The organism is Methylorubrum populi (assembly GCA_036946625.1).
Taxonomy (GTDB): domain Bacteria; phylum Pseudomonadota; class Alphaproteobacteria; order Rhizobiales; family Beijerinckiaceae; genus Methylobacterium; species Methylobacterium populi_C.
In genome coordinates, this window is the sequence record JAQIIU010000002.1 from 1,470,001 (window position 1) to 1,487,637 (window position 17,637).

Sequence of the window (17,637 nt, forward strand, 5' to 3'; positions counted from 1 at the left end):
CGAACCGGGCACCCCGGCGCTGTCGGACGACGACGTGACGGCCCAGGTCGAGGAGGAGCGGCGCCTCGCGGCGGAGGCCGGCCGCCGCACCGCCCTCCCCCTCGCGCCGCAGATCCTGCTCTCGCGCACCCTGCAGCAAGGCTCGGCCTTCACCGGCTTCGGCGGCGGGAGCGACGGCGGAACCGGAAAGGGCAAGCTCGGCGAGGACAACAGCCCGTTCAAGTCGATCGAGGTGCTCGTCGTCCCCGAGAACGTGACGAAGCTCGCCAAGGTGGAGTTGCGCTCCGGCGAGGCTCCGCTCGTCGAGGAGCGTGACCTCGCGCTCAAGCGCGGCGAGACGCTCGAGGGTTTGCTGAAGGCCACGGGACAGGCGTCCGATGCCGCCCTCGCGGGCATCGTGGCTGCGCTCGGCGGCAAGACCAAGGTGACGGCCCTGTCGGAGGGCCAGCAGTTCCGGGTGCAGATCGCGCCCGGCCCGAAGCCCGGCGACGGGCGGCAGGTGACCCGGGTGGTGCTGTTCGGCGAGAGCGGGGTCCAGGCGATCGCGGCGATCAACGACCACGGCAGCTTCGTGTCCGTGGCGCCGCCGGTGGACGAGTCGCGCGGCCGCGGGCGGGAGCAGACCCAGGCCGATGCGCCGGACGGCGAGGACGACGAGGACCAGGGCAGCGGCCCGCGGCTCTACCAGAGCCTCTACGAGACCGGCGCGCGCCACGAGATGCCCCGCGCGACGATCGAGGATATCGTCCGGATCTTCAGCTACGACCTCGACTTCCAGCGCCGCATCTCGGCGGGCGACGGGATCGACCTGTTCTACACCTATGACGAGGAGGCCGGCCCCGCCGCCGCCGAGCGGCCGGAACTGCTCTACGCCGCGCTCAACCTCGGCGGCGAGTGGCGCAAGGTCTACCGCTTCCAATCGCCGGACGACGGATCGATCGATTATCTCGACGATCAGGGCCGCTCGCTGAAGAAGTTTCTGATCCGCAAGCCGATCGCCGACGGCATCATGCGCTCCGGCTTCGGCTATCGGCGCCACCCGATCCTCGGCTATGCCAAGCTCCACACCGGCGTCGACTGGGCCAACCCGATCGGCACGCCGATCATGGCGGCCGGCAACGGCACGGTCATCAAGGCGGAATGGGATTCCGGCTACGGGCGGCGGGTCGAGATCCAGCACATCAACGGCTACGTCACGACCTACAACCACATGTCCCGTTTCGCCCGCGGGGTCACCGCCGGCGTCCGGGTGCGGCAGGGACAGGTGATCGGCTATGTCGGCTCGACCGGCCTCTCCACCGGCGCGCACCTGCACTACGAGGTGATCATCAACGGCCATTTCGTCGACCCGATGAAGATCCGCGTGCCCCGCGGGCGCGAGTTGGACGGGCGGCTGCTCGCCGAGTTCAAGCGCCAGCGCGAGCAGATCGAGGCGACGATGCAGAAGTCGAAGACCGCCACGGCGATGGCGCAGCGCGACGCGATGCGATGAGAGACCTGCCTCCCAGGCGGCGGGAAGAAGCGGAGCGATCTCCTGCCAGAGCGTCGGGAAGGATCGGTTTGGCCATCCTCTCCAACGCCCCAGACAGCGTTTTGTTAGGCGCTCTGAGCTCGACTTTGGCCATTCATGCGGCGTGGCAGAGCGCATAGGCCCAGGGCGCTGGCAAACGGAAGCGGGGTTTTGTTCGGGCGCGTCGGCGCAGTGATGTTGCCAAAGTCCGCTCGCGCCAGATCGCACAGCGCACGGCGGCCAGAGCGTCGGCGAAGGTCGGGCGCGGTTTGGAGTACCACGCGGCCGTCGCGACGCGTTGGCGTTGGCGAGCCGAGAGGCGTGCGGCCAGCAGTGTGACGATCGAGAACAGGGCGAGCAGGCAGGGTGTGGTGCGGGCAATCGCCGTATCGGACCACTGCCGCTGCGTCTCGACCCCAAGATGGGCACGCGCTTCCTGGAAAGTGACCTCGATGGTCCAGCGCCGCACGAACCACCCTACGATCTGTGCGGGCTCGCGCGTCGGATCAGTGCAGAGCAGGGCCTGGGGCGGGAAGCGCGCCTCGGGATCGCGGATGAGGACCCAACGGATCGGTACGACGGGCAAGCCACCGTGCCGCCACACCGCGGTGTCCGAGGCGATCTCGATCGTGCGCTCGCCTGCCCCATACCAGCCGGGCACCACGACCGCGTGCCAGCGCGTGTCCTCCGCCGCGAGGATCGCAGTGAGCGTCGGCAGCCGCGCGCCTTTGGTCCGCGGGCGCCCGATCGTGCCGGGCGGGCGCGGCGGGGCGGGATCGTAGAGAGCAGCATCCAGCCGCAGGCGGGTGATCGCCGTGATGCGAGCGCGGCGCATCGCGTCGAGGAACAGCAAGGCCGAGAAGCCGCTGTCGCCCACCACGACGAGGTCGCGCCCCGGCAGCCAGCGTCGGGCCTGGAGGGCAAGTTGGCGTCCGACATCGAGCAACGGCTTGTGCCGACGGCTCCGTTCGCGACAGGCGCGCTCTGACGGCACCAGCGCGGTCAGAAACGGCAACGCCCAGACGCGCCCCGCCCAGGGGATCGGGGCGAGCACCATCAGGCTCATCCAACGCAGCCCGCTCGCCTTGACGAAGTGGCTGTCGGAGGAGCGAACCGGATCACGGTAGATGCCCTTGGCGGCGATCCGCTTGCCGCGGCGGCGCTCGATCGTATCGTCCAGTCCCAGGACCACGGGGCCACGTTGCGCAAACGCATCGACGAGGAGCCCGAGCAGGATACGGCTGCCGGAGCGCGGGCACCACGCCGCCCGGCTGAGGATGCGGTGGACGTTCACAAACCGCCGCTCCTGCGCGCGGCCGATGATGCGCAGGACGCTTGTCACCGTGCGCTGCCCCGGCGTGAGGATCGCGCCGACCAGCAGGTTCTGGGCGTGTCGCCACGAGCGGTGGACGAACAGCGGTGCGAACGCCAGGATGATCTCGGCGAAGCGGGTGGGCAGGGGGAGCATGGCGGTGTCTCTTGGCGGGGACGCCACCAGCCTATCCGTCACGCCCGCTTCGTCACCTCACACCCTCGATCACCCGTCCGATTGGCCAAAGTCGAGCTGAGAGCCTGTTTGACCGGCCGACGTGTCTTCGTCAGGCAACGGCAAGGCGAGAGGAAGGTCCTACTCCCATCCCTACCCTCATCCTGAGGTGCCGGAGCGCAGCGGAGGCCTCGAAGGGTGCTCCAGATCCCGCGCGATTCCTGGAGCATCCTTCGAGGCCGCTCACGCGGCACCTCAGGATGAGGGGCGAGATGGGAGCACTGCAGTCAAACAGGCTCTCAGTCGCTCGACCGTGACATTCAGTTTGATCGATAAAACAATGACATTACGAAGGCACTTGGATTAAATATCAAACCCTGCGATCAAGAATAAAAAATTAAATTTCCGATTTATTTCCGTTCGCTAAAGTCTCTTTGTTTCAGATGGAATTTCTCCAAATCTTCTCCTGTAAACGCTTTCAAAATCTCCGAGATTGATAAAACCCCAAATGTTGGCGATCGATGCGACGGTCTGTCCCTGCCCCGCTGCAATCAGGTCGCGGCGCACACCTTGGAGACGTTGGTCGCGCAGATAAGCACTCGGTGTATAGCCGCGAAATCGCCGGAACGCCTCGGTTAGCGTGCGCAGGCTTATCCCGGTGGCCCGGGCGACGTCTGTCATGGTCGGCAACTGCAAGGCATGCTCGGTCATGAAGCGCTCGGCCGCCACGACGTAGCGCGGCGCCACGGTGCTTTGAGGCTTCTCCAGGTCCAGACCGGCCCGCGCGGCCCATTCGTTCAGAAGATGGATACAGATCGTCTGCTCCAGATGCCTTCCCGGCCGAGCTGTCGCCAGACCTTGCGCACGCCGCAGACGTGGAAGTTTTCCTCGAACACGCGTCGGATCTCGACCATCGGCGCGGCGTCCGAGCGAGGCCACCAACACCACCCCCATCGACGTCCCGGCCAATACGTCCGACAGGTAATGGCCGCCCGCGCCGAGCGTCGCGACGATGACCGCCGCGTTGACTCGCTTCGAGCCGCGCGAGGGACGGATCGACGAGCGGCCTCGCCAGCGTGGCGACGAGAACGTGAAGCACCGCCGCCGCGGTGGTGAAGGCGGCGAGATAGGCGCTCGACAGCGCCATGGCCCGCAGCTTCGGCTCCGGCTTCACGGCACCGGGAACGCACGCGAGCGCGAGCAGCCCCGCCACCGCGCCGAGCCACGCCGATCCCGGCCGCCGCGAGCCAGAGGATGTCGAGGCCGGGGAGAACGCCGACGAGCGCCCAGAAGCCCGGGCCGGGCGCGGCGAGGCCCGCGGTCAGCGCTCGAAGGCGGCGCGGTCGGGCCGCCCGCCCGGTCTCCCGCGAGCCGGCCCGGCGTTCCTCATCGAGAGCATCCGCCGGTCGCTCCGTCTCGCGACCAGGACGGCCGCCCCGGACGGGAAGACGCGGCAGCGTGCGTTTGTCCGGTCCGTCGTTCGGCAGGTCGCCCGCTCGGCCCGTCGGCAAGCTGGACCCGCTCAGACGGAGGGCCTGGCCGATTGCACCGGCCCCGCATCGGCGGGCAGCCGGTTCGCATTCGCGGCGGGCATGAAGCTCTCGACCCGATCCCGGCCCTCGTTCTTGGCGGCGTAGAGGGCGAAGTCGGCGGCCCTCAGCAGATCGCGTGCCTGGATGCCGAGTTCCTGCGTCCGGCCGCGGGCGGCGGTGACGCCGACGCTGACGGTCACGGTCGTTCCGGCGGGCCGACCGGGATGGCGGATCGCGAGATCGGCGACCGCCGCGCGAAGCGCTTCCCCCGCCGCACGCACCGTCGGCTGGTCCGTCTCCGGCAGCAGAACCACGAACTCCTCGCCGCCGTAGCGCGCCGCCAGCCCGCCCCAGACCTCGACGGAGGCCTGGAGTGCCGCCGCGACCGTGACGAGGCAGCGGTCGCCCTCGGCGTGGCCGGCCGCGTCGTTCAGGAGCTTGAAGTGATCGATGTCGATGAGGATCACGCCGAGCCACGCATCCTCCTGCGCGGCCAAGCGCCACGCCTCCTCCAGCCGCTCGGAGAAGTGACGGCGATTGGAGAGCGCGGTGAGCGAGTCGGTCTCCGAGAGGATGGTGAGGCGCGCATTGGCGCGGGCGAGCGCCTCGGCCTGGAGTTTGACCCGCAGCCCGATGAGGAAGGTCTTTCGCGCCTCCCACTCCCGGGAATAGCTGAGCTTCAGCGGCACCAGGATCAGCCCGGCGACCAGCAGGGGCAGGCCGCTGCGCTCCGGGCCGCCCAGGCCGAATCCGACGACGAGGCCGGTATAGAGCGCGAGCGAGGCCCCGCAGAACCACAGGCTGTGCCGGAACGGCAGGGGTGCGATCAGGCCCACCACCAGCGGAACGATGGTGGCGATGATGACGTAGACGTCCGCGTGCGGGGCCGGCGCGAGCCGGGCGCTGTTGAGGACGACGGCGATGTCCACGAGGACGGTGGCGAGCGCGGCGGCGGAGATGCGGACCGTCGATGGCCGCCCGCGCAGGGAGACGATCGCGGCCAGGGCGACCGGGCAGAAGACGCCCAGAGTCATCGCCAGCGGCACCGCGAAGCCCTGGGGGCCGAACACGTCGCGATCCATGACGAGCGAGAGGACGTTGAACAGGGTGAAGACGGCGAGCCAGGAGCGTACGTAGAAGCCGCTCTGCCGAGCCGTGTCGGCGCGGAACTGCGCTTCGAGCGCATCCGGCAGCCTGAGCTGATACCAGGGGCGGCTCAGGCCGGCTTCGATAGGCGATGGCATCGGTGCTTCAAGTCGGGCCTCTGCTGGCTGCAACGTTAGCGTAGCAGGCCGTCCCTTCTCAATACGGAATGTCAACCTGAAAGCGCAGCCGCAGGCGTCAGCGTCCGTGCGGTGCCGAGACCGGATCGCCGGCCTCTCCGCAGCCGCGCCGGGCCGCCGCCCGGTTGACGATCCCGAAGCGCAGGACCGCTTCCTCCAGGTAATCGATCGCCCGGACGAGGTGACGGCGCGCCCGGTCCACCTCGTCCGCCTCCGCTTCGCCCGGCATCTCGGCCAGGGTGACGGCGGCGGTCAGCACGCGGTCGCGCCCGTCCTCGATGCGCCGGTCCCGTTCGACATGGCCCCGCACATCCGCATCGAAGGCGGCGATCACCGCCCAGGGAAAGTCGTCAGCCCGGGCGGCTCCGGGAAAGGCGGCGGCGAGCCGCCGTGCCTGCGCGGCGGCTCCACGGACGAGATCTGCCAGGCTCACCGCCATACACGCCATCCTTTCGAAAGAGCCGAAGACGATACCCTCAAAGCCATCCGTCCCCCAGACGGATCGGCGGCTGGCCGATCAGGGTCCCGGGCCTCCACAAGCCGCTCGCGGGACGGGTCCGCGCTGGCCCGCCCACTCCTGCCATGCATCGCCCCTTATTGCGCCTCATTGCCTCCACACTTGCCGAAGATTTGCACATAGCTCACTGAGAGCGGCGAATTCAGTATCGGTTGATGACATGATTGATTTCGAGCGTTTGCCGTCCTGGGCCCGTCGGCGCTTGAACCGGCATTTCGCGCAGGGCGGCAGCGGGCGCGTCGTGCGCTGGATCTCCCTGCCGCCCGGACGCCGTGACGGACTCGCGAGCGAGATGGGCGAACGCGATGGCGGCCTCGTCGTTTCCTTCGTGCCGCGGACGGCGGCCCTGGCGGCCTCTTCCCGCGTGTTCGCCGCCGAATGAGCCGCAGCGGACCGACCGGCGACGCGGAGGATCGGGCCGACCCGAGGCCGTGACAGGGGGCCGCACCCGCGATCCGGCTTCGCGGGCGGCAAGACGACGCATCTGAGTCGACGCCGACGAACGCGGCTCGTGGCCGGATGTGCAACACCGGCATGAGCACGCGGCATGCCCTCGGCCACGAAAAGGGCATAACACCTGCTTTAGCATTTCGGCGGATGCTTCCCCCGTCGGTCCCCGAAAGGGAGGGCCGAGCGGCGCGGCGGCGGTACGTGCGGAACGGACACGCGAACCTCACTGCCGACGTTGCCGCGGAAGCGCGTCGGAAATGCATGGTGTTTCGATGAGACGAACGGGATTGCTCGAACTCGGCGTCGTCGCCCTCGCTGCGGCCGGGATCGGCCTCTCCGGCACGCCCGCCCGGGCCGGCGAAAGCGTGAGCGGGCATGCGAAGGTGCTCTCCGGCGACACGCTGGTCGTGGGCGGACGGGTGGTGGGCCTCTCCGGGGTCGCGGCACCGGGCCTCAAGCAGACCTGCCTGAACGCCAGGAGCCAGAGCTACGCCTGCGGCGTCCACTCGGCCAAGGCGCTGGCCGCCCACCTGAAGGACGCCACGGTCACCTGCCAGATCCGCGGCGCGGATGCCTACGGGCGCGCCCTCGCCGTCTGCCACCGGGACAAGGAGGATCTGAGCGCCTGGATGGCCGAGAAGGGTCTCGCCATGGCCGAGCGGGGCGAGAAGGCGGCCTATGTCGGCGCCGAGACCGTCGCCTGGGGCAAGCGCCTCGGCCTCTGGGCCGGCTCGTTCGAGGATCCCACCGGCCGGCCGCGGACGAGCTACACGCGGTCGAACGCAGTGGCCGACGCCCAACCCGAGACACACTGAGAGCGGCGCAGGCGCCGACGACGGTGCCGACTTTCGCGGGCGCCGGTTGTGCCTCCGGCGGCGGCCGCCGCCTTGGGTGCCGCGCCCGAGCGCGGGCGCCCGGTCGGGCTTGCGAGCCTTCGGCTCGGGGCGTCCTCGACGGGCTGGGATGGTGCGCATCGGCACGCGGCCCGCTCGTGGGACGTCGCGCCACTGCTTGCGGTCGGCCCGGTCCGGTGTCACCTAGACGATCACCCGCGATGCGAAGGGCAGTCCGTTCCCGCCGCCCCCGACCGCAGGGTCCGGTCCGGAGATGCGCCAGGGAGTGATTGAGAAGCCATGCGTCGTTCGATCGCCGTCTCCGCCCTGCTGCTCCCGGGCCTGCTGACAGCCCTTCCCGCTTTCGCGCAGAGCGCGGGCGAGCAGCGGATCTCGCCGACCGGCCGCACCATCAGTTCGACCGGCCAGACCATGCCGCCGGCCCTGGGCCCGCCGCAGGGCCAGATCACGCCGACCTCCCAGGAGCAGATGCTCAAGGCCCAGCGCGCGGCGCAGGAGCGCGACAAGGCCTGGGATGCCAAGATGAACCGGACCATGGGCTCGATCTGCAAGGGCTGCTGAACCGCTGGGCCCCGGCATGATCCGGTTCGAGGGCGTCACGAAGCGCTTTTCCGGCTCCGACCGCCCGGCGGTCGACGCGCTCGACCTCACCGTCGCGGAGGGCACGACCTGTGCCCTGATCGGCCCCTCGGGCTGCGGCAAGTCCACGACCCTGCGCATGGTCAACCGCCTCATCGAGCCGGAGGCGGGCCGCATCCTTCTCGGCGGGCGCGACCTCGCCGTCACCGACCCGATCGCCCTGCGGCGCGGCATTGGCTACGTGCTCCAGGGCGTCGGTCTGTTTCCCCATCGCAGCGTCGCGCAGAACGTGGCGACCGTGCCGGACCTGCTCGGCTGGCCCCGCGCCCGTGTCGCCGCGCGGGTCGAGGCGATGCTCGACCTCGTCGGGCTCGATCCCACCCGCTTCCGCGACCGGCGCCCCGACGCGCTCTCGGGCGGTCAGCGCCAGCGGGTCGGCGTGGCTCGCGCCTTGGCCGCCGACCCGGACGTGCTGCTGATGGACGAGCCGTTCGGCGCCGTCGATCCGGTCGCACGCGGCAGGCTGCAGGTCGAGATCGGCGCCATCCTGCGCGACCTGCGCAAGACGGTGATCCTCGTCACCCACGACATCGGCGAGGCGCTGCGGATGGGCGATCAGGTCGCGCTGATGCGCGACGGCCGCCTCGTCCAGGCCGGCGCGCCCGATCGGCTGCTCGCGGCACCGGCCGACGCCTTCACCGCGGATTTCCTCGGCGAGACCCGCACCCTGCGGCGCCTGGAGCGGCTGCGGGCGGGCGACTTCGCGCAGGCCGGCACACCGGACGCTTCGGCCCCCAGGATCGCGCAGGAGGCCAGCCTGCAGGAGGCGCTCGACCGGATGCTCGCGACCGGCGCCGGTCACCTCGCCGTGGGGCACGGCATGCTCTCGCTCGACAGCGTGCGGGCAGCCGCGCGGACCCTGCCGAACGCGAAATGAACCTCAGCCCTTGGTCTTTTTCGGATCCCGGTTGCCCGCCGCGCGGATCAGGCCGGCGAGCCCCGCCTCGATCACGACTTCCGCCGCCGCCGAGGGCGAGAACCAGCGCGCCTCCCGCTGCCCGCGTTCGGGAAACTTCTTGAGCTGCTTGCGCACTTCCAGCGGGAAGACCTTCACTTGGCAGAGCACCGCGTCGCGGTTCTTCAGGCGCTTCTCGTAGAGATAGAAGCCAAGGGGGCGCTTGCCGACATGGCCGACGATGCCGGCCTCCTCATAGGCCTCGCGCGCGGCTGCCTCGTAGGGCTTGCGCCCCTTCATCGGCCAACCCTTCGGGATGACCCAGCGCCGCGTCTCGCGCGAGGTGACGAGCAGGATCTCCGTGCCGCCCTCCGGCGTCCGGCGCATCGGCAGCACGCCGACCTGGGGCCGCGCTTCGCGGCTGATCTCGATCGGCCCGGCCGTCATCCTGCTGAAACGCCCCGCGGCCGGTGCAGTTCGCGCGCAGCTCCTGCCGCCGGGACGATCCCGCGCGAGCGAGGACGGGGACAGAGTTCCTTGAAGGCTGGATGACGGGAAAGCCCGTCGCCGTGACCGAGGCTGCCGCCGCATGCCGGCGCCGGGCGAGGGAATTCGCCGGAGCATCGTCCCGGATACCGGCTCCGGGACGATGCTCTCGATTCCTGATTTCGCATCGTCTTTTCCCGAAAGCCGGCAACCACCTTCGGGACGATGCTCTAGCGGAACCGCAGACCGGTCCTCAATCGGAATTTAACCGGCAAACGAACTTCAGCCCGCCGCGCAGAGGTTCTCGATCAGAGCGTTGAGATCGGCTCGCATCGCCTGGATCTCGGGCTCGGACATGTTGAGCTGGCACATCACGGACTGGCGCACCGCAACAGCCTCGGCCCGCAGGGCGCGGCCCTGATCGGTCAGGGAAATCTCGACCTCGCGCTCGTCGGACTGGCGGCGGCTGCGGTTCAGCAGGCCGCCCGTCTCCAGCCGCTTGAGGACCGGCGTCAGCGTGCCGGAGTCGAGGCGCAGGCGCCGGCCGATCTCGGAGACGGTGATGCCGTCGGCCTCCCACAGCACCAGCAGGACGAGATATTGCGGGTAGGTCAGCCCCATCCGCTCCAGCATCGGCCGATAGGATTTCGTCATCCGGTGGGCGGCGGCGTAGAGCGCGTAGCAGAGCTGATTGTCGAGCAGCAGGGGGTCCTTCAGCACCTCGGCTGTCTCATTGGGAGCATTCACGGTTCAAAATCCTGCCGTTCGACAACGCCTTCCGGCCGGCCACGCCAGAAAACCGGGCGCGTGCATCCGGCGATCCCCACCCCGCCGCGCCCGGGCACGATAACGGATGAAAGACGGCGAGACATATGCACAATTGTCCCAGTGCCGGTTATCCCCGCGCTTTCGCCACCAGCGGTTCCGCGTTCCGTTCCTACACTCATTGCTGCAAAGCAAAAAGGCGGCCTCACGGCCGCCTCTTGCGTCGATCGGTCGATTGTCATGCTCGCCGCACACCGCGGCGGGAACCGCCTCAGGCGGCGTCGGCGGTCTCGACCGAGGTCGGGCCGGAATCCTTGCCGCGGGCGTCGACGTCGCGGTCCACGAACTCGATCACGGCGAGGGGGGCGTTGTCGCCGTAGCGGAAGCCCGCCTTCATGATGCGGCAATAGCCGCCCGGCCGCGACTGGTAGCGCGGGCCCAGCACCGTGAAGAGCTTCCTGACCATGTCCGCGTCGCGGATCTGGGCCATGGCGAGGCGGCGGGCATGGACGCTGTCGGTGCGGCCGAGCGAGATCAGTTTCTCGACGACCGGACGCAGATCCTTGGCCTTCGGCAGGGTGGTGACGATCTGCTCGTGCTTGATCAGCGCGGCGGACATGTTGGCGAACATCGCCTTGCGATGCTCGGCGGTGCGGTTGAAGCGGCGGCCGCGATAGGCGTGACGCATGTTTTGGCCCTTTCCTTTGTCCTGCGGCCGCCGTGCCAAGGGCCGACCGGTGCCGCGCGTTGCGGCTCTTCGTTTCCGCGTAACCCAGCGGCGGGATTCCTTTTGGAGTGCCCCCGGCTTCGCTGGGGCGGGAGTTCGAGCCGGCCCTTCAGGCGCCGGATCGGATCGGCCAAACAAGCGGCGCCGTGCAGCGCCGCCCAATCAAGCCCGAGGCGGCTTCGCCTCTCAGTAATGCTCCTCGAAGCGCTTGGCGAGATCCTCGATGTTCTCCGGCGGCCAGCCGGGAACGTCCATGCCGAGGTGCAGGCCCATGCCGGCGAGCACTTCCTTGATCTCGTTGAGCGACTTGCGGCCGAAATTCGGGGTGCGCAGCATCTCGCCCTCCGACTTCTGGATCAGGTCGCCGATATAGACGATGTTGTCGTTCTTCAGGCAGTTCGCCGAACGGACCGACAGTTCGAGCTCGTCCACCTTCTTGAGCAGGGCCGGGTTGAAGGGGAGCTGCGGCGCGAGCGGCGCGGCCTCCTCCTTGCGGGGCTCCTCGAAGTTCACGAAGACCTGGAGCTGGTCCTGGATGATGCGGGCGGCGTAGGCCAGCGCATCCTCCGGCGACACCGCGCCGTTGGTCTCGACCGTCATGGTCAGCTTGTCCTTGTCGAGATCCTGGCCCTCGCGGGTGGTCTCGACGCGGTAGCTGACCTTGGTCACCGGCGAGTAGAGCGCGTCGACCGGGATCAGGCCGATCGGCGCGTCCTCGGGGCGGTTGCGCTCGGCCGGGACGTAGCCCTTGCCGGTGGCGACCGTGAACTCCATGCGGATCTCGGCCCCGTCGTCGAGGGTGCAGATCACGAGATCGGGATTCAGGATCTGGATGTCGCCGACGGCGCCGATGTCGCCGGCCGTGACGAGGCCGGGGCCGGTCTTGCGCAGGGTCATGCGCTTCGGCGTGTCGGTCTGCGAGCGCAGCGCGATGGTCTTGATGTTGAGGACGATGTCGGTGACGTCCTCGCGCACGCCGGGGATCGAGGAGAACTCGTGCAGCACGCCGTCGATCTGCACCGAGGTGACCGCGGCGCCCTGAAGCGAGGAGAGCAGCACGCGGCGCAAGGAGTTGCCGAGCGTCGTGCCGAAGCCGCGCTCCAGCGGCTCGGCGACGACGGTGGCGACCCGCTTGGGATCGTCGCCGGCGGACACCTGCAGCTTGTTCGGCTTGATGAGCTCTTGCCAGTTCTTCTGAATGACCACGGTCCTACCTCTTGCCAAACCCGCGCCGCCGGCGTCCCGGACAGCGCTTCGGCCGGCCCTTGAGCGCTGCGAAAGCGCCCGGACCGGTCCCAAAAATCACGGCTGTTCGCCGGCCACCCAGAGGGCGGGGACGAAGCTGTAGCCCGCGCCGTCGCGAGCCACGGACCCGAGCGCCGGGAACTCCAGGTGCGAGCCGGCGATGAAGGTCTTCTCCGTCGCCACCTCGTCGAGCACGCGCTTGCGGGTGGCCCGCGCCCGATCCCCGTCCACGTCGAAGGCGACGCCCGCCTCCGGCTGCTTGAACTGGATCGCCGGCATATGCACCACGTCGGTCCACATCAGCAGGGACTTGTCCCCCGACACGATCCGCATGCCGCAATGGCCCGGCGTGTGACCGGGCAGCGGGACGGCGGTGATGCCGGGCACCAGTTCGCCGCCCTCGTGCCTGCGCAGCCGCGCACCGTAGGGTGCGACCGCCTTGCGGGCGTTCTCGAAATACGGCTTCGCCTCGTCCGGCGCCCGGGAGAGCGCCTCGTCGGGAAGCCAGTGCGCGGCTTCCGTGGCATGCACCACGAGCTCCGCGTTCGGAAAGGCCGCGCCGCCATCCGGCTTCACCAGCCCGCCCGCATGGTCGGGATGAAGGTGGGTGAGGAGCACGGTTTCGATCTCTTCCGGCTTGACGCCGGCCAGGGCGAGGGCCGCGGGCACCTGGCCCATGGTGGCGGGGCCGAAATGGCCGTAGCCCGAATCGATCAGCACCGGCTTGCGGCCGGCGCCGGTGACGAGGAAGGCGTTCAGCGTGACGACCGGCGCCTCGGGGCGGAAGCCCGCACGCTGGAGCGCGCCGGCCTCCTCCTTGGAGATGCCCGTGACGAGATCGAGAGAGCCCTGAAACCAGCCGTCGTTGAGCGCGGTGACCGTGAGGTCGCCGAGGTTCCAACGCAGCGCGCCGGGAAGGGGCTTCGATCCGTCCGCCATGGGCTTCTCCGTTCGAGGGGCTCCGGTTCGTCCGATCAGACGCGACGGCGCTTGCGCGGGCGGCAGCCGTTGTGCGGGATCGAGGTGACGTCGCGGATCGAGGTCACGGTGAAGCCGGCGGCCTGAAGTGCGCGCAGGGCCGACTCACGGCCCGAACCGGGACCGGACACCTCGACCTCGAGGGTGCGCATGCCGTGCTCGGACGCCTTGCGGCCGGCATCCTCGGCGGCGACCTGGGCGGCGTAGGGGGTCGACTTGCGCGAACCCTTGAAGCCCATCGCGCCGGCCGACGACCACGAGATCGTGTTGCCCTGCGCGTCGGTGATGGTGATCATCGTGTTGTTGAACGAGGCGTTCACGTGCGCCACGCCGGAGACGATGTTCTTGCGTTCGCGGCGGCGGACGCGGGTCGGTTCCTTGGCCATTTTTTCGCTTTCGTCCTTCAGTCACGCCCGTACTTCCAGGCGCTCGGGATTCTTTTGTCACTTGGGCACGGCTGCCTTGCAGATCCGCCCCGTTCAACCACCCACGCCGAGGGACACCCGGCGCGACGGAAAGAAGGCCGAGCGAAGCCGGCCTTCCAATGCCAAGAAATTACTTCTTCTTGCCGGCGATCGGCTTCGCCTTGCCCTTGCGGGTGCGGGCGTTGGTGTGGGTGCGCTGGCCGCGGACCGGGAGCTGCTTGCGGTGACGCAGGCCGCGGTAGCAGCCGAGATCCATCAGGCGCTTGATGTTCATCGAGACTTCGCGACGCAGGTCGCCCTCGACGATGTAGTCGCGGTCGATGGTCTCGCGGATCTGGAGCACCTCGGCGTCGGTGAGCTGGTTCACGCGGCGCTCGGCCGGGATGCCGACCTTCCCGGTGATCTCCTCGGCCTTCTTCGGGCCGATGCCGTGGATGTACTGGAGCGCGATGACGACGCGCTTGGCGGTCGGGATGTTGACGCCTGCGATACGGGCCAAGATGATCTCTCCATGGGGCGGGCCGCAGGCCCGCCGTCACACAAGGATAAGCGCGCGTCCGGTGGAGGCCGGCCCCTGCGCGCTCGCCCGAAACGACAAATCGGCCCGCAAGCGTCCTCCGTGAGGCGCCCTCGGACCACATCCCGCTTGGACGAAGGGGGCCCGCCTAGCGCGGGCCGGCCTCTTTGTCAACGCCCTGTTGACCGGATCGGCGGCGGGGAAGGACGCGGTTGCTCCGGGCACCCGCGCGCCGCTGGATGGCTTCGCTTCGCTCGCCATGACGGAGAGGCAGGCCCACACCGTCCATTGCGAGGCGAAGCCGAAGCCATCCGGCATCGCGCTCATCGCCTCAACAACAAAGCCCGCCCCGTTCGAACGAGGCGGGCTTTCTGAAAAGTGGCGGCAGGGCCGATCAGGAGGCCGCGGTTGCGCGAAAACCGTCGAGCAGGCCGGTGACCTCGCCCGTCACCGCGTCGATCGGCTTCATGCCGTCGAGCCGCTTCAGCAGGCCGGTGCCGGCATAGTAATCGGAGAGCGGCGCGGTCTGGGTCTTGTAGGCCTCGAGCCGGGCCTTGAAGACCTCCGGCGTATCGTCCTTGCGCACCGGAAGCCCCTTGGCCGCGGTCTCCTCGGCGCGCTTGGCGATGCGGCCGACGAGTGCGTTCTCGTCGACGACGAACTCCACCACCGCGTCGAGGGCGATGCCCTTCTGACCGAGCATCGCGTCCAGAGCCTTGGCCTGCTCGACCGTGCGCGGGAAGCCGTCGAGGATGAAGCCGTTCCTGGCGTCGGCTTCTTCGATGCGATCGGCGACGATGCCGACCACGACCGCGTCCGGCACGAGGCCGCCGCTCTCCATGATCGACTTCGCTTCGAGACCCACCGGCGTCCCGGCGGCGACCGCCGCGCGCAGCATGTCACCCGTCGACAATTGCGGAATGCGATAGCGCTCCACGATGCGCTCGGACTGCGTGCCCTTCCCCGCCCCCGGCGGTCCGAGCAGAATGATCCGCATAACGTCTCCCCATCCTAAAAGGCCCGGCGCCGGGCTCGTTCTTCATGGGCGGCGCCAGCCAGTCCCAGGCCGCGCCATCGTCACATCTCAGTTGATGCGCAATTCCGGCGCGCGCGTCCACCGAACCTTTGGCGAAGGCGCCGGTTCAGCGGCGCCGCGTCGTGGAGGCGCCCCGGAGCTTGGCCTTCTTCACCAGCCCCTCGTACTGGTGCGCCATCAGGTGCCCGTGGATCTGCGCCACCGTGTCCATGGTGACCGAGACCACGATCAGGAGCGAGGTGCCGCCGAAGCCGAGCGCGGTCGAGGTGTAGGACGCCACGATCTCGGGCACGAGGCAGACGAAGGTGAGGTAGGCCGCACCGATCACCGTGATGCGGGTCAGCACCTTGTCGATGAAGGCCGCCGTGCGCTCGCCGGGGCGGATGCCGGGAATGAAGCCGCCCTGCTTCTTCAGGTTGTCGGCGGTCTCCTGCGGATTGAAGACGACCGCGGTGTAGAAGAACGTGAAGAAGATGATCAGCGCGGCGTAGGCCACCATGTAGAGCGGTCGCCCGTGGCCGAGATAGGCCGTCAGGGTGCCGAGGAAGCCGGTCGAGCCCTGGCTGGCCGAGAAGCTCGCCACCGTGGTCGGCAGCAGCAGCAGCGAGGAGGCGAAGATCGGCGGGATCACGCCCGAGGTGTTGAGCTTGAGCGGCAGGAACGAGGACTGGCCCTCGTACATGCGGTTGCCGACCTGGCGCTTCGGGTAGTTGATCAGGAGCCGGCGCTGGGCGCGCTCCATGAACACGATGAAGTAGATCAGCGCGACCGCCGCGACCGCGGCGCCGAGCAGGATGGCGGGCGAGAGCGCGCCGGTGCGGGTCAGTTCGAGCGCACCGAAGATCGAGGCCGGCAGGTGGGCGACGATGCCTGCGAAGATGATCAGGGAGGAGCCGTTGCCGATGCCGCGGGATGTGATCTGCTCGCCGATCCACATCAGGAACAGCGTGCCGCCGGTCAGCGTGATCACGGTCGAGAGGATGAAGAACGGACCCGGGTTGATGACCGCGTTCGAGCCCTGGAGGCCGAAGGCGATGCCCCAGGACTGGACCAGCGCCAGCACCACCGTGAGGTAGCGGGTGTACTGGTTGATGACCTTGCGGCCCGATTCGCCCTCCTTCTTCAGCGCCTCCAGGCTCGGCACCACCGAGGTGAGGAGCTGAACGATGATCGAGGCCGAGATGTAGGGCATGATGTTGAGCGCGAAGACCGCCATGCGCTCGACCGCCCCGCCCGAGAACATGTTGAACATGCCGAGCACGCCGCCGGCCTGGTTCTGGAAGTTGCGCGCGAACTGCTCCGGATCGATGCCGGGAATCGGGATGTAGGTGCCGAGCCGGAACACGATGAGCGCGCCCAGGGTGAACCAGATGCGCTTCTTGAGCTCGTCGGCCTTGGCGATGGCGCCGAAGTTCAGGTTGGCGGCAAGCTGCTCGGCGGCTGAGGCCATGTCTCGTATCCCAGGAATTGCCGTCGGGACGCGCTTCGAACGGTCCCTGAAAGCGGAAGCGGCGGCCGCGTGCGAGCACGGGCCGCCGCTTCGGCGTTCGACTTAATGGCGGGCTCAGGCCGACGCAACCGCGCCTTCAGCCGCGCCGCGGTGTGCGACGCCGGCAGCGAACACGGTGGTCACCGAACCGCCGGCCTTCTCGACGGCCTCGACGGCCGACTTGGAGGCGCGGGTCACCTCGAAGGTGAGCCTGGCGGTCAGCTCGCCGACGCCGAGCAGCTTCACGCCGTCCCGGGCGCGGGCGATGATGCCGGCCTTGACCAGGGCATCGACCGTCACGGGCGCGTTGGCGTCGAGCCTGCCGGCATCCACCGCCTGCTGGACGCGACCGAGGTTCACCTCGTTCAGGTCGTGGGCGTGGATGTTGTTGAAGCCGCGCTTGGGCAGGCGACGATGCAGCGGCATCTGACCGCCCTCGAAGCCCTTGATGGACACGCCGGTGCGGGCCTTCTGACCCTTCACGCCGCGGCCCGCGGTCTTGCCCTTGCCGGAGCCGATGCCCCGGCCGACGCGCATGCGGGCCTTGGTGGCCCCTTCGTTGTCGCGGATCTCGTTGAGCTTCATGGGTAAGCCCTCCTCACGCCGCGGCGTCGTCGAGGACGCGCACGAGGTGCGCGACCTTGCGGATCATGCCGCGGACCGAGGGAGTGTCCTCCAGCTCGGAAACGCGGTGCAGCTTGTTCAGCTTGAGGCCGATCAGCGTCGCGCGCTGGGAAGCCTCGCGGCGGATCGGCGAGCCGATCTGCTCGATGCGGACAGTCTTGGTTGCCATGCCGCCCTCC

20 protein-coding genes and 1 pseudogene (1 of these 21 only partly in view) are annotated in these 17,637 nt (G+C 69.0%); 5 read left to right on the forward strand and 16 right to left on the reverse strand.

Going from position 1 to position 17,637, the window contains the following annotated elements; genetic code table 11:
• Window positions 1-1,492, forward strand: partial view of a M23 family metallopeptidase gene (locus PGN25_08870; GenBank protein MEH3117688.1) — the 3' portion only. It extends 611 nt beyond the left edge of the window; the window shows 1,492 of its 2,103 coding nt (coding positions 612-2,103); its start codon lies beyond the left edge, outside the window; its stop codon occupies window positions 1,490-1,492.
• A gap of 133 nt (window positions 1,493-1,625) precedes the next feature.
• Here PGN25_08870 and PGN25_08875 read toward each other — a convergent pair whose 3' ends face one another.
• The 5 genes and pseudogenes from PGN25_08875 to PGN25_08895 form a co-directional block, all read right to left on the reverse strand.
• Window positions 1,626-2,978, reverse strand: coding sequence for a transposase (locus tag PGN25_08875; GenBank protein ID MEH3117689.1), 1,353 nt, complete (start codon window positions 2,976-2,978; stop codon window positions 1,626-1,628).
• 441 nt (window positions 2,979-3,419) lie between these two features.
• Window positions 3,420-3,677, reverse strand: coding sequence for a helix-turn-helix domain-containing protein (locus PGN25_08880; protein ID MEH3117690.1), 258 nt, complete (start codon window positions 3,675-3,677; stop codon window positions 3,420-3,422).
• Window positions 3,678-3,802: 125 nt separating this feature from the next.
• Window positions 3,803-3,928: pseudogene (locus tag PGN25_08885) on the reverse strand (IS3 family transposase).
• A 590-nt stretch (window positions 3,929-4,518) separates the two neighbouring features.
• Complete coding sequence (locus PGN25_08890; GenBank protein ID MEH3117691.1) at window positions 4,519-5,772, reverse strand: diguanylate cyclase; 1,254 nt, start codon at window positions 5,770-5,772, stop codon at window positions 4,519-4,521.
• Window positions 5,773-5,869: 97 nt separating this feature from the next.
• Entirely contained in the window at window positions 5,870-6,250 is a 381-nt protein-coding gene (locus PGN25_08895; protein MEH3117692.1) for a hypothetical protein, read from the reverse strand.
• A 280-nt stretch (window positions 6,251-6,530) separates the two neighbouring features.
• Between PGN25_08895 and PGN25_08900 the strand changes: the two genes are divergently transcribed.
• The 4 genes from PGN25_08900 (at window position 6,531) to PGN25_08915 (ending at window position 9,148) form a co-directional block, all read left to right on the forward strand.
• Complete coding sequence (locus tag PGN25_08900) at window positions 6,531-6,710, forward strand: hypothetical protein (protein MEH3117693.1); 180 nt, start codon at window positions 6,531-6,533, stop codon at window positions 6,708-6,710.
• A 340-nt stretch (window positions 6,711-7,050) separates the two neighbouring features.
• A complete protein-coding gene (locus PGN25_08905) occupies window positions 7,051-7,593 on the forward strand; it encodes a thermonuclease family protein (protein ID MEH3117694.1) in 543 nt (180 codons plus the stop codon).
• A 318-nt stretch (window positions 7,594-7,911) separates the two neighbouring features.
• On the forward strand, window positions 7,912-8,193 hold the full coding sequence (locus PGN25_08910) for a hypothetical protein (protein ID MEH3117695.1): 282 nt from the start codon (window positions 7,912-7,914) through the stop codon (window positions 8,191-8,193).
• Window positions 8,194-8,209: 16 nt separating this feature from the next.
• Window positions 8,210-9,148 (forward strand): ATP-binding cassette domain-containing protein, encoded by a 939-nt coding sequence (locus tag PGN25_08915; GenBank protein ID MEH3117696.1) that lies wholly within the window; start codon window positions 8,210-8,212, stop codon window positions 9,146-9,148.
• 3 nt (window positions 9,149-9,151) lie between these two features.
• Here PGN25_08915 and PGN25_08920 read toward each other — a convergent pair whose 3' ends face one another.
• The 11 genes from PGN25_08920 to rpmD all read right to left on the reverse strand — a co-directional run bounded on the left by PGN25_08920 (window position 9,152) and on the right by rpmD (window position 17,627).
• Window positions 9,152-9,613, reverse strand: coding sequence for an NUDIX hydrolase (locus tag PGN25_08920; protein ID MEH3117697.1), 462 nt, complete (start codon window positions 9,611-9,613; stop codon window positions 9,152-9,154).
• A 321-nt stretch (window positions 9,614-9,934) separates the two neighbouring features.
• Complete coding sequence (locus PGN25_08925; GenBank protein ID MEH3117698.1) at window positions 9,935-10,399, reverse strand: MarR family transcriptional regulator; 465 nt, start codon at window positions 10,397-10,399, stop codon at window positions 9,935-9,937.
• Between the two features lie 289 nt (window positions 10,400-10,688).
• Window positions 10,689-11,105 carry a 50S ribosomal protein L17 gene (gene rplQ, locus PGN25_08930; protein MEH3117699.1) on the reverse strand — a complete coding sequence of 139 codons (417 nt, stop codon included), beginning with the start codon at window positions 11,103-11,105 and terminating at the stop codon, window positions 10,689-10,691.
• Window positions 11,106-11,330: 225 nt separating this feature from the next.
• Window positions 11,331-12,368, reverse strand: coding sequence for a DNA-directed RNA polymerase subunit alpha (locus PGN25_08935; protein MEH3117700.1), 1,038 nt, complete (start codon window positions 12,366-12,368; stop codon window positions 11,331-11,333).
• A gap of 78 nt (window positions 12,369-12,446) precedes the next feature.
• Window positions 12,447-13,328: an MBL fold metallo-hydrolase gene (locus PGN25_08940; protein ID MEH3117701.1), complete on the reverse strand. Its 882-nt coding sequence runs from the start codon at window positions 13,326-13,328 to the stop codon at window positions 12,447-12,449.
• Between the two features lie 35 nt (window positions 13,329-13,363).
• Entirely contained in the window at window positions 13,364-13,753 is a 390-nt protein-coding gene (rpsK, locus tag PGN25_08945) for a 30S ribosomal protein S11 (protein MEH3117702.1), read from the reverse strand.
• A 169-nt stretch (window positions 13,754-13,922) separates the two neighbouring features.
• The gene (rpsM, locus tag PGN25_08950; GenBank protein MEH3117703.1) at window positions 13,923-14,291 is read right to left on the reverse strand and encodes a 30S ribosomal protein S13; all 369 of its coding nucleotides are present in this window, start codon (window positions 14,289-14,291) and stop codon (window positions 13,923-13,925) included.
• A 412-nt stretch (window positions 14,292-14,703) separates the two neighbouring features.
• On the reverse strand, window positions 14,704-15,306 hold the full coding sequence (locus PGN25_08955) for an adenylate kinase (GenBank protein ID MEH3117704.1): 603 nt from the start codon (window positions 15,304-15,306) through the stop codon (window positions 14,704-14,706).
• A 145-nt stretch (window positions 15,307-15,451) separates the two neighbouring features.
• On the reverse strand, window positions 15,452-16,795 hold the full coding sequence (gene secY, locus PGN25_08960) for a preprotein translocase subunit SecY (protein MEH3117705.1): 1,344 nt from the start codon (window positions 16,793-16,795) through the stop codon (window positions 15,452-15,454).
• Window positions 16,796-16,909: 114 nt separating this feature from the next.
• Entirely contained in the window at window positions 16,910-17,419 is a 510-nt protein-coding gene (gene rplO, locus PGN25_08965) for a 50S ribosomal protein L15 (protein ID MEH3117706.1), read from the reverse strand.
• Window positions 17,420-17,432: 13 nt separating this feature from the next.
• Window positions 17,433-17,627 carry a 50S ribosomal protein L30 gene (rpmD, locus tag PGN25_08970; GenBank protein MEH3117707.1) on the reverse strand — a complete coding sequence of 65 codons (195 nt, stop codon included), beginning with the start codon at window positions 17,625-17,627 and terminating at the stop codon, window positions 17,433-17,435.
• Window positions 17,628-17,637: the final 10 nt, after the last annotated feature.

Excerpts from the sequence above, each read along its gene's own strand:
- PGN25_08875 (MEH3117689.1), bottom strand. The coding sequence starts at position 2,978 with ATGCTCCCCCTGCCCACCCGCTTCGCCGAGATCATCCTGGCGTTCGCA.
- PGN25_08880 (MEH3117690.1), bottom strand. The coding sequence starts at position 3,677 with ATGACAGACGTCGCCCGGGCCACCGGGATAAGCCTGCGCACGCTAACC.
- PGN25_08890 (MEH3117691.1), bottom strand. The coding sequence starts at position 5,772 with ATGCCATCGCCTATCGAAGCCGGCCTGAGCCGCCCCTGGTATCAGCTC.
- PGN25_08895 (MEH3117692.1), bottom strand. The coding sequence starts at position 6,250 with ATGGCGGTGAGCCTGGCAGATCTCGTCCGTGGAGCCGCCGCGCAGGCA.
- PGN25_08905 (MEH3117694.1), top strand. The coding sequence starts at position 7,051 with ATGAGACGAACGGGATTGCTCGAACTCGGCGTCGTCGCCCTCGCTGCG.
- PGN25_08910 (MEH3117695.1), top strand. The coding sequence starts at position 7,912 with ATGCGTCGTTCGATCGCCGTCTCCGCCCTGCTGCTCCCGGGCCTGCTG.
- PGN25_08915 (MEH3117696.1), top strand. The coding sequence starts at position 8,210 with ATGATCCGGTTCGAGGGCGTCACGAAGCGCTTTTCCGGCTCCGACCGC.
- PGN25_08920 (MEH3117697.1), bottom strand. The coding sequence starts at position 9,613 with ATGACGGCCGGGCCGATCGAGATCAGCCGCGAAGCGCGGCCCCAGGTC.
- rplQ (MEH3117699.1), bottom strand. The coding sequence starts at position 11,105 with ATGCGTCACGCCTATCGCGGCCGCCGCTTCAACCGCACCGCCGAGCAT.
- PGN25_08940 (MEH3117701.1), bottom strand. The coding sequence starts at position 13,328 with ATGGCGGACGGATCGAAGCCCCTTCCCGGCGCGCTGCGTTGGAACCTC.
- rpsK (MEH3117702.1), bottom strand. The coding sequence starts at position 13,753 with ATGGCCAAGGAACCGACCCGCGTCCGCCGCCGCGAACGCAAGAACATC.
- PGN25_08955 (MEH3117704.1), bottom strand. The coding sequence starts at position 15,306 with ATGCGGATCATTCTGCTCGGACCGCCGGGGGCGGGGAAGGGCACGCAG.
- secY (MEH3117705.1), bottom strand. The coding sequence starts at position 16,795 with ATGGCCTCAGCCGCCGAGCAGCTTGCCGCCAACCTGAACTTCGGCGCC.
- rplO (MEH3117706.1), bottom strand. The coding sequence starts at position 17,419 with ATGAAGCTCAACGAGATCCGCGACAACGAAGGGGCCACCAAGGCCCGC.
- rpmD (MEH3117707.1), bottom strand. The coding sequence starts at position 17,627 with ATGGCAACCAAGACTGTCCGCATCGAGCAGATCGGCTCGCCGATCCGC.